Below are 14,705 nucleotides of genomic sequence, written 5' to 3' on the forward strand. Positions count from 1 at the left end.
CGACGTTCGACCCCGCCGACCCGCCCGTCCCCGAGCTCGAGGAGGACGAGGACGTGCCGCCCCGTCCGGAGGAGGAGGCCGCCGACGCCGGCGAGGCTCCCTGAGCCGGGGCCACTGGTTCCCCGTCGTCCTCCCGCAGGACCGACCGAAGGCAGGAAGCCCACCGCCGGGTGGCGGTGGGCTCCCTCGACGGTCGGGATCGGTCAGGCGGTGACCGTCTCCAGCTTCCCGTGCGTCGCGCGGACCTGGGGAACCCGGAGGAACTGCACCAGGACGAACGCCACGGCGTAGAGGCCGACGAAGGACCACACGACGGCCTGGTCGCTGCCACCGAGCTGCAGCACCACCCACACGACGGCGGACCCGAGGAACGTCGCCCCGCCGGCGGCCGTGGTGTACATCGCCATCGCGGCACCCTTGTGGTCGGGGGCGAGCGCGGGCATGATCGCGCCCATCGGGACGAAACCGGCGAGGAGCATCCCGAAGACGCAGCCGGCGAGGACGGACAGGACGTAGCCCCAGGTGCTGCCGGCGGGAACCAGCTGCGGCACGTACCACCAGAGCACCAGACCGCCGGCGGACCCCACGATCCCGAACCACTGGACGGTGCGCTGCCAGCCGATCTTGTCCCCGATCGCGCCGAACATGGCGTTCACCAGGATGTTCGTCGCGTAGACGCAGACGGTCATGACCAGCCACCGGGACTGGCCCCAGCCGCGTTCGGTGGCGATGACGGCCGGCAGGACGATGAACATCCCGAACTCGGGCGCGGTGTTGATGAGGCGCACCAGGAACCCCATGCCGACCTTGGGTTGCCGGAACGCCAGCCGGACGCCCGAGGTCAGGACCTGCGCGGCCGACTCCTCCGCCGGGGCGATCCGCTGGTTCCCGCGCGGGTCGCGGACGCCGAGCCAGGCGATGAGGAACCCGATGACCACGAGGCCGATCGAGGCGACCATCGCGCCGGTCTCGCCCGGGGTGCCGCCACCGAACAGCGGGATCGCCCCGACGGCGAACAGCGAGCCCAGCGTCGGCAGACCGCCGGTGAACGCGACGTAGAACCAGCCGACCGCCGCGCCGTTGCGTTCCGGCCGGGTGGTGATGTTCACCCACACCAGGAACGCGAAGGCGAACAGGGGAAAGCCGAACCCCCGGACGGCGTAGGCGGCCGCGGCCAACGGGAAGCTCTCCGCCTGCAGGGCGAGCAGGAACAGCACCTCGAAGACGACCCAGACGACGAAACCCAGCGCCATGACCCGGCGCGGCCCGAACAGGTCGGACAGGGCCCCGGACACGTAGCTGCCGACGAGGACGCAGAGGCTGTAGTAGGTGATGATGCTCGCGACGGCGCTCTCCGGTCGACCGAGCACGTCGACCAGGTGCGGGGTCAGGAAGTTCGACTCGACGCCGTTGCCGGTCATGAAGACCAGGACCCCGACGAAACCCCAGCGGAGGACCGGGGGGATGCCCAGTCGCTGCAGCCGACCCTCCGGCGGCGCGGCGGTCGTGCTCTGCGGGGTCACGACAACCCCGGGACGATGGACACCTTGACGGAGTTCGCCGAGTCGGCCACGAGGTCGAGTCCCTTCTGGAACTCTTCCAGCGGCAGCTGGTGGGAGCAGATCTCGTCCAGCGGCAGCCGACCCGAGGCGATGAGCTTGAGCGCGGCGGGCCAGGTGTTCTGCCCGAGGTGGGCCCCCAGGACGTTCAGTTCCTTGTCGTCGCTGATGATCGACCAGTCGACCGACACCGGGTCCTTGAACACCGAGTACTCGACGAAGGTCCCGAGCTTGCGCAGCAGGTTCAGGCCCTGCGCCACCGCCGACGGGTGACCGGTCCCCTCGATGTAGACGTCGGCGCCGTAGCCGTCGGTGAGGTCCTTGACGGTCTGGACCACGTCGACCTCGGTGATGTTCAGGGTGAGGTCGGCCCCGCACTTCTTCGCCAGTTCCAGCTTCTGCGGCAGCGCGTCGAGGGCGATGATGCGCTTCGGGAACTTCGCGGCCGCACCGGCGATCATGCCGAGACCGATCGGGCCGCAGCCGGCGATGACGACGGTGTCGTCGAAGCGGATGTTCGCCCGCTCGACGGCGTGCAGCGCGCAGGACAGCGGTTCGGCGTAGGCGACCTGCCACGGCGGGAGGTCCGAGGGCGCCTTGTGGACCAGCGCCTCCTTCGGCAGGACCATGTACTCGGCCATGGCGCCCGGGGTGCGGCGCTTGAAACCGAACATGTCGTGCGGCTGGCACATGTGGTAGTTGCCGGTGTTGCAGTAGCGGCAGTTCCAGCACGGGACGATCTGCTCGGCGACGACGCGGTCGCCTTCCGACACACCCCACCGGGCGGTCGCCTCGGCATCGATCCCGACGACGCGACCGGTGAACTCGTGTCCGGGGACGACCCCGGTCTCGGTCCACGCGGGGCGGTTCTCGTCGCCCCAGAACTTCGCGGCGCCGTGGTAGCACTTCAGGTCGCTGGCGCAGATGCCGACGGCCTCGACCTTCAGCAGGATCTCCCCCGGTCCCGCGACCGGGACGGGGATCTCCTCGAGGCGGTAGTCCTCCGGTCCGTGCACCACGACAGCTCGCATGGTCTGTGGTTCAGTGCCGGTCATCAGCTGCTCCCTCGCAGAGTCCGTCGACCCGTTGACGGGTCCGTCCTGTCCCGACCCTAGGACCGGTCAGCACAGATGTCCAGCACAGATGTGCACGACCGGTTCGAGCGCGCTCCCCTCCGCTGGGTAGCGTGACGGCCGACACAGGAGGTGGCGCGTGGTCAAGGGGCCCAAGGGAGACAGCCGGTTCCCACTGGCGCTGGCGCACACCGCCGCGACGCTCTACTACCTGCAGGACGCGACCCAGGCCGAGATCGCGGAGCGGCTGGGCACGTCCCGCGCGACCGTGAGCCGTCTGCTGCAGGAGGCGCGGGACCGGGGGCTGGTCCGCATCGAGGTGCTGCCGCTCCCCCGGGAGGACCCCGACGACCTCGCGGAACGGCTGCGCACGGCCCTCGGGCTGGAGGGGGTCTGGCTGTCGCCCGCCACGACGACCCAGCACGTGGCGGAGGCCGTCTCGCCCGTCCTGGCCGTGCTGCTCGCCGGACTCGGCCTCGTCGCCGGGGACGTGCTCCTGGTCTCCTCGGGGCGGACCGCCTACGAGATCGCCCGACGCGAACTGCCCGCGTTGCCGGGTGTCGTCGTGGCCCCGATGGTCGGCGGCCAGGACGAGGCCGAGGCCTGGTACCAGACCAACGAGATCACCCGTCGCGTCGCCGCCGCCGTGGGCGGGACCCCGCGGTTCCTGCACGCTCCCGCGTTCCCGGGGCGCGGGCTGCGGCGCAGCCTGGTCGCCGACCCGGAGTTCAAGCGGTTCACCGCGCTCTGGGAGAGCGCCCGGTGCGCGGTCATGGGCGTGGGTGCCCCTCCGCTGCAGCGCGACTCGATCCCGAGCTTCGTCCCCACCGCGGAGACCCCGTTGCGCGACGCCGTCGGCGACGTCGCCTCCCGCTTCTACGACGCGCACGGCGTGGAGATCTCCTACGACGGCGCCGACCGACTCATCGCGATCCCGCTCGACGTGCTGCGGGCCGTCCCGCACCGCATCGCCGTCGTCTACGGGGCGGTGAAGGTGCCGAGCGTCCTCGCCGGTGCCCGCGGCGGCTTCTTCAACCACCTCGTCACCGACCCGGCGACGGCCGCCAAGCTCCTCACGGCGGCGTGAGACCCCACGCGTCCCGGTCGTCGTCGGCGAGCCGTTCCAGCACCGCCGCGAGCTGGTCGCTGCGCAGGTAGGAGGGGTTGCTCCCCGCCGCCATGCGGATCACCTCCGCCGCGCGGAACCGGCCGTCGGCGAGCAACGCGGACCGCTCGACCGGCGCCCTGAGGGGCAGGAGGTCGAGCTCCACCCGGTCGTCGTCGCCCGGGACCCCCGCGAGCCGTCCCACCGCCGCGACCCCGGGGTCGCGCGCTCCGCTCACCCACAGCAGGCACGGCTGCCCGGCGGCCATCAGGCCGAGCCGGTAGCTCGGGCGCAGGCAGCGCCGCACCGCCTGCCACCCCGTCGGCTCCAGTTCCGCGGGCCGACCGGCCGACTTCACCAGCCAGCAGGCCACGTCGTCGTTCGACAGCCGGTGCACCTGTTCATCGTGGCCGAGGTCCGCCGAGGTCGCCCGCCCGAGCGGCGAGGGCCCGCGCCGCGAACGTCCCCAGCCAGTGGGTGCTGGCGTAGCCGTCGGCGGACAACGCCTCCAGACCCCGTCCGAGGTGCACGTCGGCGGCGCCGGAGAGGACGTCCCGTCGCGGGTCGGTCGGGTCCAGCGCAGCGGCCAGGTCCGCCAGGGCGGCCGCGCGCGACAGGTTCAGCCCGTCGAGGTGGCCGAGGCGGCCGTCCAGCCGGTCAGGCACCGCGACCGGTTCGAGCAGGGTCCGGGGTTCCCCCTGCGCCAGCCCCGGCCAGAACCCCTGCAACCACGACGGGAACTCCTCGGCGGGGAGCAACCGTCGCACCAGGTCGGCCTCGGCCAGACCCGGCGAGAGGAAGTCCTCTCCCGACGGTTCCCAGGTCAGGGGGGCGTCCCGGTCGGGCAGGAACCAGTCCGCGGCCGTCGTGCGCACGGCATCGGCCAGGTCGTCCAGACCCAGCACGGGAGCCGCGTCGAGGAGCAGGCCGAGCGAGAACGCGGAGTTCGCGTGGGTCCCGGCACGCACCGGACGCCCCGCCCGCGGCAGCCAGTCGAGGACGAGGTCGGCGACGGCGTCGGCCGCGGGGCTCAGCGCCGACACCCAGGCGGGGTTCGCACCGGTCCAGGCCCGGCACTGCGCGGCGAGGGTCACCAGCCAGGCCCAGCCGTAGGGGCGTTCGAAACCCGGCGACGTCCGCAGGGCGAGGGTCTCGCGCTCGAGGCCGGCCGCGGTGAGGTGGTCGTCGAGAACTGCCCGCACCGCCTCGACGTCGATCTCCTCGGGGTGGTGCTGGAGGAGGAACACCAGCAGCCAGTGCGTGTGCACGGCGGAGTGCCAGTCGTAGCACCCGTGGAAGGCCGGGTGCGCCACCCTCGGCAGGACCAGGTCCCCGGGACCCCGGAGTTCCGTCCCCGGCAGGTAGGGGAACTCCTGCCGCACGTTCGCCACTGCCGTCCGGGCCAACCGCCCGGCGAGCGGGGCGAGCATCAGAAGGCCAGGAAGTACATCAGGACGACGTTCGCGACGAGCAGCGGGACGGCCGTCGGGATCTGCTGCCGGATCACGGCGTAGTTGCTCTTGAGTTCCAGCAACGCCACGGGGACGACGTTGAAGTTCGCCGCCATCGGGGTGCAGAGCGTCCCGCAGTACCCCGACAGCATCCCGATCGCGAACACCACCGGCGGGTTCCCGCCCATGGCCTCGACGAGCACCGGGTAGCCGATCGCCGCGGTGAGCACCGGGAAGGCCGCGAAGGCGTTGCCCATGACGACGGTGAACACCGCCATGCCGACGCAGTAGAGGATCACCGCCGGCAGCAGCGCGCCGTCCGGCAGGACGGCCGAGACCGTCGTGCCGATGGCGTCCCCGACCCCGGCGGTCGCGAACACGAGCCCGAGCACCGACAGCAACTGCGGCAGGACCAGGGCCCAGCCGAGGTCCTCGGTGAGGCGACGTCCCTCGGTCAGGGCGAGGGCCGGCGTCCGTTGCCGGAACAACCACATCCCGACGGGGACCGCGATGATCCCCGCCGCGGCGAGACCGATGACGGTCTCGCTCCCGCTCTGGAGCAACGGCTGACCGCCGACGGTGATGTCCTTGCCCACCGTGGCGCACAACGCGGTCACGACCGGGATGATGAGGACCGGGATGAAGAGACGGTTCCCGAACCGGGCGGCGAGCACCTCGCGCGTCGCGAGCAGCGTCGTCCCCGCACGACCGGTCGGGGAACCCGGGCCGTCGACGACCGCGGCCGTCCCTCCGCCCGCGGCGGACCCGCTGCGCGCCAACCGACCCGTCCCCGCGATCGCGGCGATGGCGACGATCGCGAGTCCGAGCGGCCACCCCGGCGCGGTCTGCGCCACGACGAACGAGCTGTAGGGGAAGCAGAGACCGAGCAACGCCCAGAACGCGCCGCTCGTGGCCCGACGGGGGTTGCTCCGGTCGCGGGCGACGAGGGCGCCGACGACGAGGAAGAAGAACCCCATCACCCAGTAGAACCACTCGACGCGGATCACCCCGCCACCTCCGACGTCCCGAACTTCGCCATCTCCCGGGCCAGCCCCCGGTCGGTGAGCAGGCTGCGGGTGCCGTGGACCAGCAGCGCCACCACCGCGGTCGGGATCGCCCAGAGCGCCAGCTGCAGGGGTTCGAGCGTGTAGCCGTAGGTCGTGTCGACGAAGGAGGTGATCAGCAGCACGGCCCCGACGGCGACGAAGATGTCCTCACCGAAGAACGCGCCCACGTTGTCGGTGCTGGCCGCGAACGCGCGGATGCGCTGCGAGACCGCGTCGGGGAGGGGCCCGAACCGGCGGACGGCCGCGGCCTCGGCCATCGGCGCGACCAGCGGCCGGACGGTCTGAGCGTGGCCGCCGATGCTCATCAGGCCGATGGCCGCGGTGACCTGGCGGATCACGAAGTAGCCCGCGAGGATCCCGCCCGTGCTCAGCCGGGACATCTTCGACACCAGCCGCCGGGCCTGTTCCTGCAGACCGTTGCGTTCCACCATCCCGATCACGGGGAGGACGAGCAGGAAGATGCTGACGGACCGGGAACCGGCGAAACCGGTCCCGAACGCGTTCAGCACCTCGACGGGGGTCATCCCGCCGAGGAAACCGGTCACGAGACCGGCGACGGTGACGACGAGCATGGGGTTGAGCCGCAGGGCGAAACCCGCGACCACGACGAGGATTCCGAGGAGAACGAGCACTTCCGCGCCTTTCCGGAGGACGAACGGGAGGTCGAGTGTTCCCGGCGACGCTAGGGATCGTTCAACGATCGCGCAAGGGGTACGGTCGGACCAGTTTCCGCAGGCAACTCCCGGTCGAGCTCCCGAGGTGACGTCGACATGCCCACCACCAGCAGCACACCCCACGACAGCCCGTCCCGTCCGCTCCCGCCGACGGTGGAGGAATCACGGCTCACCGCCCCAGTCGCCGAGCAGGTCCTCACCGCGTCCGGGTTCTCGACGCTCGTGGCGGAGTTCACGGCCGCCGTGGGAACGGCGAGCACCCTCGACGCCCTCCACACCGTCGTGCACGACCACGGCACCCGGCTGTGGGAGAGCGCCGTCCGGCGGGCGGGGAACCGACCGGGTTCCGACGGCCTGGATCCCTCCGACGACCGTCCGCTGTACTGGGCCCGCACCGCGACGGGTTCGGTGCTGCGCAGCCTCGACAGCGACGTCCTGGAGGTCCAGCACCAGCGCCTCGCCCTGCTGCACGTCCTGGACCGGACCTCCCGCGGCATCGACCGCCCGCTCTGGCCGGGAGCCGCCGCGGGGGACCTGCGCGTCGCGGTGAGCGGTTTCGACCCCTACGGCCTCGACGCCGACGTCCGGCACTCCAACCCGTCCGGATGCGCTGCGCTGCAACTGGACGGCGCGACCTTCGACACCCCGGCGGGGCGTGTCGTCGTCCGGTCCGTCGTGCTGCCGGTGAACTACGGCGACTTCGACCAGGGGGTCGTCGAGGACGCGTTCGGCCCGGTCCTGCTCGCGGGAGCGGACCTGATCACCACGATCAGCATGACCAGCCGCGGCCGGATGGACGTGGAGAAGTGGGCGGCGAACGCCCGCGGCGGCACCCCGGACAACAGCCGCGACCAGCACTTCGGGCCGGTGGGCCGCGCCGCCCGCTGGGCCCAGCCCGACCAGAACCCCGAGTGGATCGAGACGACCCTGCCGCACGCCGCGATGGTCGCGGCGGGCACCGGCCCCTGGCCCGTCGTGCTGAAGCAGGGGATCCGGGAGTGGCCCGCCGGGTCGTTCCCCGACCCCGTGGCGCTGCGCTCGAACCCCGACCCCTCCCCCGGCAGCACCGCGGCGGCCGGGACGGGCGGCGACTACCTCAGCAACGAGAGCATGTACCGCTCGAACCGGTTGCGGCTCGCCCTCGGGGCGGACCACGTCCCCGGCGGCCACCTGCACGTCTCGGCGATCGTCGACCCCGTCGACCCCGCGGCGATCACCGACGCCGCGTTCGAGGAGGACCGCCGCGCGGTCGTCGACCAGACGATCGCGCTGGTCCGTGCCGCGGCCGAGGCCGTTCAGGCGGAGCGGCGGTCGCGGTAGGCCTGCAGCACGCGCCCTTCGGCCTCGTCGAGGTAGCTCCGCAACTCCCTGGCCGCCGCGACGCCACCGCGTTCGAGCAGGGTGTCCAGGACGACGTGGTTGCGCGCCAGGTACGAGCCGTGGAAGTCGTCGGGGGAACCGACGACGTGGAAGGCGAGGCGCATCTCGTTCCAGATGCTCTGCATGAGTCCTTCGATGCGGACGCTGCCCAGTGCGGTCAGGGCCCGGTGGAAGTCGATGTCGGCGGTACCGACCCCGATCCAGTCCCCCGCCGCGGCGAGGCGCTCGGCGCGCTCGAGGGTCTCGGCGACGTCGGCGAGGCCGTCGGTGCGCCGGCCGTGGTCGCGGACGGCGGCGCACTCGACGAGCCGCCGGGCGTCGTAGAGCTCGTGGACGTCCTGCTCGCTGGGGACGCGGACGAACACCCCGCGGTTGAGCTCGTGGACCACCAGCCGTTCCTCGGCCAGCATCCGGAACGACTCGCGCAGCGTGTTCCGCGAGACCTCGAAGGCGGCGCAGAGCTCGGGTTCGGACAACCGCGACCCCACGCCGTAGCTGCCGTCGAGGATCCCGTCCCGCACCAGGTCGGCGACCCGGTGCGCGCGACCGGAGCGGTCCTGGGGTTCCACGTCGTGGACGGTACCAGCGGGACCTCTTGCGGAATCGTTGAACGATCGGCAGGATCGATCCGTGGCCACCATCGATCTGAACGCCGACGTCGGCGAAGGCTTCGGCCGCTGGGAGCTCGGCGACGACGACGCGGTCCTCGCCACGGTGACCAGCGCCAACGTGGCCTGCGGGTTCCACGCCGGGGACCCCGCCACCATGACCCGCACCGTGGCGAGCGCGAAGGAGCGCGGGGTCCGCATCGGCGCCCACGTCTCCTACCGCGACCTCGCCGGGTTCGGCCGGCGCTACGTCGACGCGAGCGAGGACGAACTCACCGGGGACGTCGTCTACCAGCTCGGCGCCCTGTCCGGCGTCGCCCGCACGCTGGGCGCGCAGGTCGACTACGTGAAACCCCACGGCGCCCTCTACAACACCATCGCCCACGACGAACGGCACGCCCGCGCGGTCATCACCGCGCTGCTCAGCTTCGACGCGTCCCTCCCCCTCGTCGGCCTCGCCGGGTCACCGCTGCTGGAGCGGGCCCGTGCCGCGGGACTCACGGTCGTCGCCGAGGCGTTCGCCGACCGGGCCTACACCCCCGAGGGGAACCTCCTCTCCCGACGTGTTCCCGGGGCCGTGCTGCACGACCCGCAGGAGGTCGCCGACCGGATGGTGCGGTGGGTGAGCGACGGGACCATCACGGCCGTGGACGGTTCCGAGGTGCCCGTCGTGGCCGAGTCCATCTGCGTCCACGGCGACTCACCCGGCGCGGTCGAGATGGCCCGCGCCGTGCGCAGCGGACTCGAGGGTGCGGGCGTGACCGTCCGCGCCTTCGCCGGTTGACCGTGCGGTTCCTCCCCTGCGGGTCCGACGGCCTCCTGGTCGAGGTCGCCGACCTCGACGAAGCCCTCGCCCTGCACGCCTCGCTGACCGCCGGGCCCCCGCCCGGGACGACGGAACTCGTCCCCGCCGCGCGGACCGTCCTCATCCGCTTCCAGCCCCTGCTGACCAGTGCCGCCACCCTGGCCGCCGCGGTCCGCGACCGGTCCCTGCCCCGTGGGGCGACAGCGACCGGAACCCTGGTCGAGATCCCCGTGCACTACGACGGCGAAGACCTCGCCGAGGTGGCCCGGACGTGCGGGATCGACGTCCCCGACCTCGTCCGCCGGCACACCGCCGCGACCTGGACGGTGGCGTTCACGGGTTTCGCGCCGGGTTTCGCCTACCTCGCGGGGGACGACCCCGTCCTCGACGTCCCGCGCCGCGGGACCCCCCGGACGACCATCCCCGCGGGGTCCGTCGCCCTCGCCGGCCGGTTCGGCGGGATCTACCCCCGGGCCAGTCCGGGGGGCTGGCGGTTGCTGGGACGGACGTCGGCCACGATGTGGGACGTCGAGCGAGCCGAACCGGCCCTGCTGCGGCCGGGCATGCGCGTCCGGTTCGTCGAGACCCCCGAGCCGCCCGTCCCCGCGGCGCCCCCGCCGGTGCGACGCGAACCCGTCGAGGCGCCGTTCCTCGAGGTCGTGGCCCCGGGAGCGCAGACCCTCGTCCAGGACCTCGGCCGGCCCGGCCGGTCCGCGGAAGGCCTCTCCCGGTCAGGTGCGCTGGACCGCGCCGCGCTGCGCCGGGCGAACCGCCTCGTCGGGAACGCCCCGGACCTCGCCGCCCTCGAGGTCGTCGCCGGGGGGTTGCGGGTCCGGGCCCACGGACGCCTCGTCCTCGCCTCGACCGGCGCCCCCGCGGAACTCACCGTCACGACCCCGACCGCGACGTTCCCGGTCGCCGCGGACCGAGCGTTCGCCCTCGACGAGGGCGAGGAACTCCTCGTCGGGAGTCCCGCCCGCGGGCTGCGGTCGGTCCTGGCCGTGCGGGGCGGCCTCGCGGTCACGCCCGTCCTGGGCAGCCGCTCCACCGATCTCCTCTCCGGTACCGGACCGGACCCGGTGCGGGCCGGGGACCACCTGCCCGTCGGCCCCTCGCCCCGGAGTCCGGTCACCCTGGGGACCGCTGCGGCGCAGGACCTCCCCGCCGGCGGGGACGTGGTGGAGATCGACGTGCAGCTCGGCCCGCGCGACGACTGGTTCACGACCGGGGCGCTCGACCGCTTCGCCACCCAGGAGTGGACGGTCACCCCGCGTTCCAACCGGGTCGGCCTGCGCCTCGACGGAGAACCCCTGGAGCGTCGGGTGCCGGGCGAACTGCCCAGCGAGGGAACGGTTCCCGGCGCGATCCAGGTCCCGCCGGACGGGCGGCCCGTCGTGTTCGGCGCCGACCACCCCGTCACCGGTGGCTACCCGGTCATCGCCTGCGTGGCCGCCCACCACCTCGACCTGCTCGCGCAGGTCCCCCCGGGGGCCCGCGTGCGTTTCCGGCCCACGACACCAGGAGGAACGTCGGCGTGAAGAAGGTCCTCATCGCCAACCGCGGCGAGATCGCGGTCCGCATCGCCCGCGGCTGCGCCGACTACGGCACCGCCTCCGTCGCGGTCTACGCCGACGCCGACGCCGACGCGCTGCACGTCCGCACCGCCACCGAGGCGTGGGCGCTGCCCGGGACCACCCCCGCGCAGACCTACCTCGACGCGGCGAAGCTCCTCGCGGTAGCGCGCGCCAGCGGGGCCGACGCCGTCCACCCCGGGTACGGGTTCCTCTCCGAGGACGCGGGTTTCGCCCGCGCCGTCGAGGACGCCGGGCTCACGTGGATCGGCCCGACCCCCGACACGATCGAACGCCTGGGCGACAAGACCGCCGCCCGCGAGATCGCCCGCTCGGTGGGCGCACCGCTGGCCGCGGGCACCCCCGGGCCGGTGTCCGGGGTCGAGGAGGTCCTGGCGTTCGCGCGCGAGCACGGGCTGCCCCTGGTCGTGAAGGCCGCGTTCGGCGGTGGCGGTCGGGGGATGCGCGTCGTGCACGACCTCGAGGAGGTCCCCGAGGCCTACGACTCCGCCGTCCGCGAGGCCGTCGCCGCGTTCGGGCGCGGTGAGTGCTTCGTCGAGCAGTACCTGGAACGCCCGCGGCACGTCGAGGCGCAGGTCGTGGGTGACGGCCGCGGGAACGTCGTGGTCGTCGGCACCCGTGACTGCTCGGTCCAGCGGCGCAACCAGAAACTCGTCGAGGAGGCCCCGGCACCGTTCCTCACCGCCGCGCAGCACGAGGCCGTCGTCTCTGCGGCGCAGAAGATCTGCGCCGCGGTCGACTACCGCGGCGCGGGGACGGTGGAGTTCCTCGTCGGCGCCGGTGGGGTCGTCTCGTTCCTCGAGGTGAACACCCGCCTGCAGGTGGAGCACCCGGTCACCGAGGAGACCACGGGGATCGACCTGGTGCGCCAGCAGCTCCTCGTCGCCGACGGTCTGCCCCTGGAGGTCACGGAGACCCCCGCACCCCGCGGGCACGCCTTCGAGTTCCGCCTCAACGCCGAGGACCCGGGTCGGGGTTTCCTGCCCACCCCCGGCGCGGTGGGACGTCTCGACCTGCCCGGCGGTCCGGGCGTCCGGGTCGACAGCGGGGTCACGACGGGTTCCGTCGTGGCCCCGGCGTTCGACTCGCTGATCGCGAAGCTCGTCGTCCACGGCCGCGACCGTCGGCACGCGCTGCGCCGGGCCCGTCAGGCGTTGGCGGAACTGCGCCTCGACGGTTTCCCGACCGTCGCGGGTTTCCACCGCCGACTCCTGGAGGACCCCGCGTTCACCGACGACTTCGCGGTGCACACGCGGTGGATCGAGACCGAGTGCGACTGGCTCGACGACCTCGCCGCGGACCGACCGCTCCCCCCCTCCGACGACGCGGTGGTCCGCACCTGGGTGGAACTGGACGGCCGGCGGTTCACCCTCGCCCTGCCCGCGGGTCTCGCTCAGGCGAACCCGGCACCCGTCGCCCCCCGAGCGGTGACCGACGACGCCGTGCTGAGCGCTCCGGTCGGTGGCAGCCTGGTGGGCTGGGACGTCGTGGACGGCCAGGAGGTCCGGGTGGGTGAGCACCTCGGCGCCATCGAGGCCATGAAGATGGAGACCCCGCTGCTCGCCCACCGGGCGGGTCGGATCCAGCTGACCGCGACACCGGGCCAGCAGTTCCGCGAGGGGGCCGAACTCGCCCGGATCGGGTGAGGGCTCAGCGCCGGGTGCGGCGTTCCAGCGCCGACAACTGGTGCTGGAGGTCCGCCGTCACCTCGTGCAGACGTCGGTAGGCCGGGTACAGCTCGGCGTAGACCTCGGCGGCCACGGCATCCGGTTCGGTGACGGATTCGACGCGGTTCCAGGTGGCGTCCACGTCGACGGCGCCGAGGGCGACCGCGGCGAACTTCGCGTCACCCAGGGCGGCCCCGACCCGTTCGGCGGGGAGTTCCTGGCGCAGGCCGGTGACGTCGGTGACGATCTGCGGCCACAACGGGGAACCCGTCCCGCCCCCGACGGCGACCACGCGGCGGATGTCGACGCCGGCGTCACGCATCACGTCGAGGTTGTGCCGCACCCCGTAGGCGGTCGCCTCGAGCAGCGCCCGGTCGACCTCGCCACGGGTGCTGCGCAACGTCAGGCCCAGCAGGGCACCTCGGGCGTCGGCGTCCGCGAACGGTGTGCGCTCCCCGGCGAAGTAGGGCAACGCCAGCAGCCCGTGGGAACCCGGCGGTACGGCGGCGGCCTCGGCGACGAGGTCCGTCACGTCGGGCGAACCGCTCGTCTCCCGCCACCACTCGACGGCGCTGCCGGAACTCGCCATGCCCGCGGCCAGGGTGTTCTGCCCCGGCCGAACCCCGGCCGTCCCCCACAGCGCGGGGTGGACCCGGGGGCCGTCGGTGACGGCGATGAAGAACGTCGTGGAGCCGTACATGACCATCAGGTCCCCGGGCCGGCCGACGTCGACGCTCTCCGCCTCGGCCCACGCGTCGCAGGTGCCGGCCGCCACCGGTGTGCCGAGCGGGATCCCCGTCGCCGCGGACGCCGCGGCCGTCACGGTGCCGATCCGTTCGGAGGGCCAGACGAGCCGAGGCATGGGCAGGCCCGCGGCGACCTCTTCGCAGCGGTCCTCGATCCAGGCCGCCTCGTGGCGGTCGTAGAGCGGGGTCGTCTGGCTGGCGGAGTGCTGGTCCAGGACGTACTCGCCGGTGAGCTTGAAGGCGAGGTAGGAGTTCGACATGAAGAAGTGGTGCGCCCGGGCGAACACGTCGGGTTCGTGGCGGCGCAGCCACTCCAGCTTCCCGCCGGCGGCCTGGGTGGACATCGTGGAACCGCAGCGGCGCAACAGGTCCTCGGCGCCGTAGCGCTCCTCGAGGTCGGCGGCCTCCTGGACGGAGCGGGTGTCGACGCCGTAGAGGATCGCGGGACGCAACGGGCGCCCGTGCTCGTCGGCGAGGAGGACCGTGGGCCCGATGCCGCTGGCGCCGACGGCCACCACCCGGCCGCGGGCGACGTCGGTGGGGTCAGCGGCGCGGGCCGTGAGTTCGCGGGAGACGGCGCAGAAGTCGTCCCACCACACGGCGTCGGCGTCGTGCTCGACGTAGCCGGGGCGGGGGTTGTCGGTCCGGTGCCGGCGCGAGGCACGGGCCAGGACCCGTCCATCGAGGGTCGTCAGCACGCCCTTGCTGCTGCCGGTGCCGATGTCGACCCCGAGCAGGAGATCCCGCTGCACCGTCCACGCCTCCCTGCGCCGATCCTGCGCCGCATCCTGTCACCCGGGGACGGGAGTCAGGACGCGGCGCCGGGCCGGGGGCTCAGCAGGAGGAGGCGGCCACGTCGGCGTCGGTGTTCGCGGTGGTCTCGTAGCCGCTGATGGCCTGGACCTTCTCCGCGGAGGCGGAGGTCTCGTCGAAGACGTAGCCCAGGAACTCCTTCGCCAGACGGCGGGCGAGCTCCTT

Annotated in this window: 13 protein-coding genes and 1 pseudogene; 5 read left to right on the forward strand and 9 right to left on the reverse strand. The window is 73.2% G+C overall.

Annotated features, from left to right (window positions below; all coding sequences use genetic code 11):
• Positions 1-203 precede the first annotated feature (203 nt).
• Positions 204-1,523 (reverse strand): MFS transporter, encoded by a 1,320-nt coding sequence (locus ACFQ46_RS24090; protein WP_380262869.1) that lies wholly within the window; start codon positions 1,521-1,523, stop codon positions 204-206.
• A complete protein-coding gene (locus tag ACFQ46_RS24095) occupies positions 1,520-2,614 on the reverse strand; it encodes an alcohol dehydrogenase catalytic domain-containing protein (protein WP_328293277.1) in 1,095 nt (364 codons plus the stop codon). The genes ACFQ46_RS24090 and ACFQ46_RS24095 overlap by 4 nt, the downstream gene beginning before the upstream one ends.
• Before the next feature lie 157 nt (positions 2,615-2,771).
• On the opposite strand from ACFQ46_RS24095, the gene ACFQ46_RS24100 reads away from it, so the two are divergent.
• Positions 2,772-3,719, forward strand: coding sequence for a sugar-binding domain-containing protein (locus tag ACFQ46_RS24100; protein ID WP_328293278.1), 948 nt, complete (start codon positions 2,772-2,774; stop codon positions 3,717-3,719).
• On the opposite strand, the gene ACFQ46_RS24105 is transcribed toward ACFQ46_RS24100, so the two are convergent.
• From ACFQ46_RS24105 to ACFQ46_RS24120, 4 genes are read right to left on the reverse strand one after another with little or no spacing between them, the layout of a single operon-like run.
• On the reverse strand, positions 3,706-4,134 hold the full coding sequence (locus ACFQ46_RS24105) for a hypothetical protein (protein ID WP_380262871.1): 429 nt from the start codon (positions 4,132-4,134) through the stop codon (positions 3,706-3,708). The genes ACFQ46_RS24100 and ACFQ46_RS24105 overlap by 14 nt on opposite strands.
• A 4-nt stretch (positions 4,135-4,138) precedes the next feature.
• Positions 4,139-5,167, reverse strand: coding sequence for a DUF2891 domain-containing protein (locus ACFQ46_RS24110; protein WP_380262873.1), 1,029 nt, complete (start codon positions 5,165-5,167; stop codon positions 4,139-4,141).
• Positions 5,167-6,195 (reverse strand): DUF979 domain-containing protein, encoded by a 1,029-nt coding sequence (locus tag ACFQ46_RS24115; protein ID WP_380262875.1) that lies wholly within the window; start codon positions 6,193-6,195, stop codon positions 5,167-5,169. The genes ACFQ46_RS24110 and ACFQ46_RS24115 overlap by 1 nt, the downstream gene beginning before the upstream one ends.
• Positions 6,192-6,887 (reverse strand): DUF969 domain-containing protein, encoded by a 696-nt coding sequence (locus ACFQ46_RS24120; protein ID WP_328293282.1) that lies wholly within the window; start codon positions 6,885-6,887, stop codon positions 6,192-6,194. Before ACFQ46_RS24120 ends, ACFQ46_RS24115 begins: the two co-directional genes overlap by 4 nt.
• A gap of 138 nt (positions 6,888-7,025) precedes the next feature.
• On the opposite strand from ACFQ46_RS24120, the gene ACFQ46_RS24125 reads away from it, so the two are divergent.
• Positions 7,026-8,249, forward strand: coding sequence for a hypothetical protein (locus ACFQ46_RS24125; RefSeq protein WP_380262877.1), 1,224 nt, complete (start codon positions 7,026-7,028; stop codon positions 8,247-8,249).
• Here the strand turns inward: ACFQ46_RS24125 and ACFQ46_RS24130 are convergent.
• Complete coding sequence (locus ACFQ46_RS24130) at positions 8,225-8,878, reverse strand: GntR family transcriptional regulator (RefSeq protein ID WP_380262879.1); 654 nt, start codon at positions 8,876-8,878, stop codon at positions 8,225-8,227. The two genes, ACFQ46_RS24125 and ACFQ46_RS24130, sit on opposite strands and share 25 nt — an antisense overlap.
• A 61-nt stretch (positions 8,879-8,939) precedes the next feature.
• On the opposite strand from ACFQ46_RS24130, the gene ACFQ46_RS24135 reads away from it, so the two are divergent.
• From ACFQ46_RS24135 to ACFQ46_RS24145, 3 genes are read left to right on the forward strand one after another with little or no spacing between them, the layout of a single operon-like run.
• Positions 8,940-9,701: a LamB/YcsF family protein gene (locus ACFQ46_RS24135; protein ID WP_380262881.1), complete on the forward strand. Its 762-nt coding sequence runs from the start codon at positions 8,940-8,942 to the stop codon at positions 9,699-9,701.
• Between the two features lie 2 nt (positions 9,702-9,703).
• Positions 9,704-11,260 carry a 5-oxoprolinase/urea amidolyase family protein gene (locus tag ACFQ46_RS24140; RefSeq protein ID WP_380262883.1) on the forward strand — a complete coding sequence of 519 codons (1,557 nt, stop codon included), beginning with the start codon at positions 9,704-9,706 and terminating at the stop codon, positions 11,258-11,260.
• Positions 11,257-12,960, forward strand: a complete 1,704-nt coding sequence (locus ACFQ46_RS24145) for an acetyl/propionyl/methylcrotonyl-CoA carboxylase subunit alpha (RefSeq protein ID WP_380262885.1) — start codon at positions 11,257-11,259, stop codon at positions 12,958-12,960. Before ACFQ46_RS24140 ends, ACFQ46_RS24145 begins: the two co-directional genes overlap by 4 nt.
• Before the next feature lie 4 nt (positions 12,961-12,964).
• On the opposite strand, the gene ACFQ46_RS24150 is transcribed toward ACFQ46_RS24145, so the two are convergent.
• Both ACFQ46_RS24150 and ACFQ46_RS24155 read right to left on the reverse strand, forming a co-directional pair.
• Complete coding sequence (locus tag ACFQ46_RS24150; protein WP_380262887.1) at positions 12,965-14,479, reverse strand: FGGY-family carbohydrate kinase; 1,515 nt, start codon at positions 14,477-14,479, stop codon at positions 12,965-12,967.
• Between the two features lie 82 nt (positions 14,480-14,561).
• A pseudogene (locus ACFQ46_RS24155) lies at positions 14,562-14,705 on the reverse strand (D-erythrulose-4-phosphate isomerase 1); the annotation flags it as partial.

Source organism: Kineococcus sp. GCM10028916 (genome assembly GCF_042674865.1).
In the GTDB taxonomy this organism is placed as follows: Bacteria; Actinomycetota; Actinomycetes; order Actinomycetales; family Kineococcaceae; genus Kineococcus.

Bases quoted from the DNA above. Each gene is read 5' to 3' on its own strand.
- ACFQ46_RS24095 (WP_328293277.1), bottom strand. From the start codon at position 2,614: ATGACCGGCACTGAACCACAGACCATGCGAGCTGTCGTGGTGCACGGA.
- ACFQ46_RS24110 (WP_380262873.1), bottom strand. From the start codon at position 5,167: ATGCTCGCCCCGCTCGCCGGGCGGTTGGCCCGGACGGCAGTGGCGAAC.
- ACFQ46_RS24125 (WP_380262877.1), top strand. From the start codon at position 7,026: ATGCCCACCACCAGCAGCACACCCCACGACAGCCCGTCCCGTCCGCTC.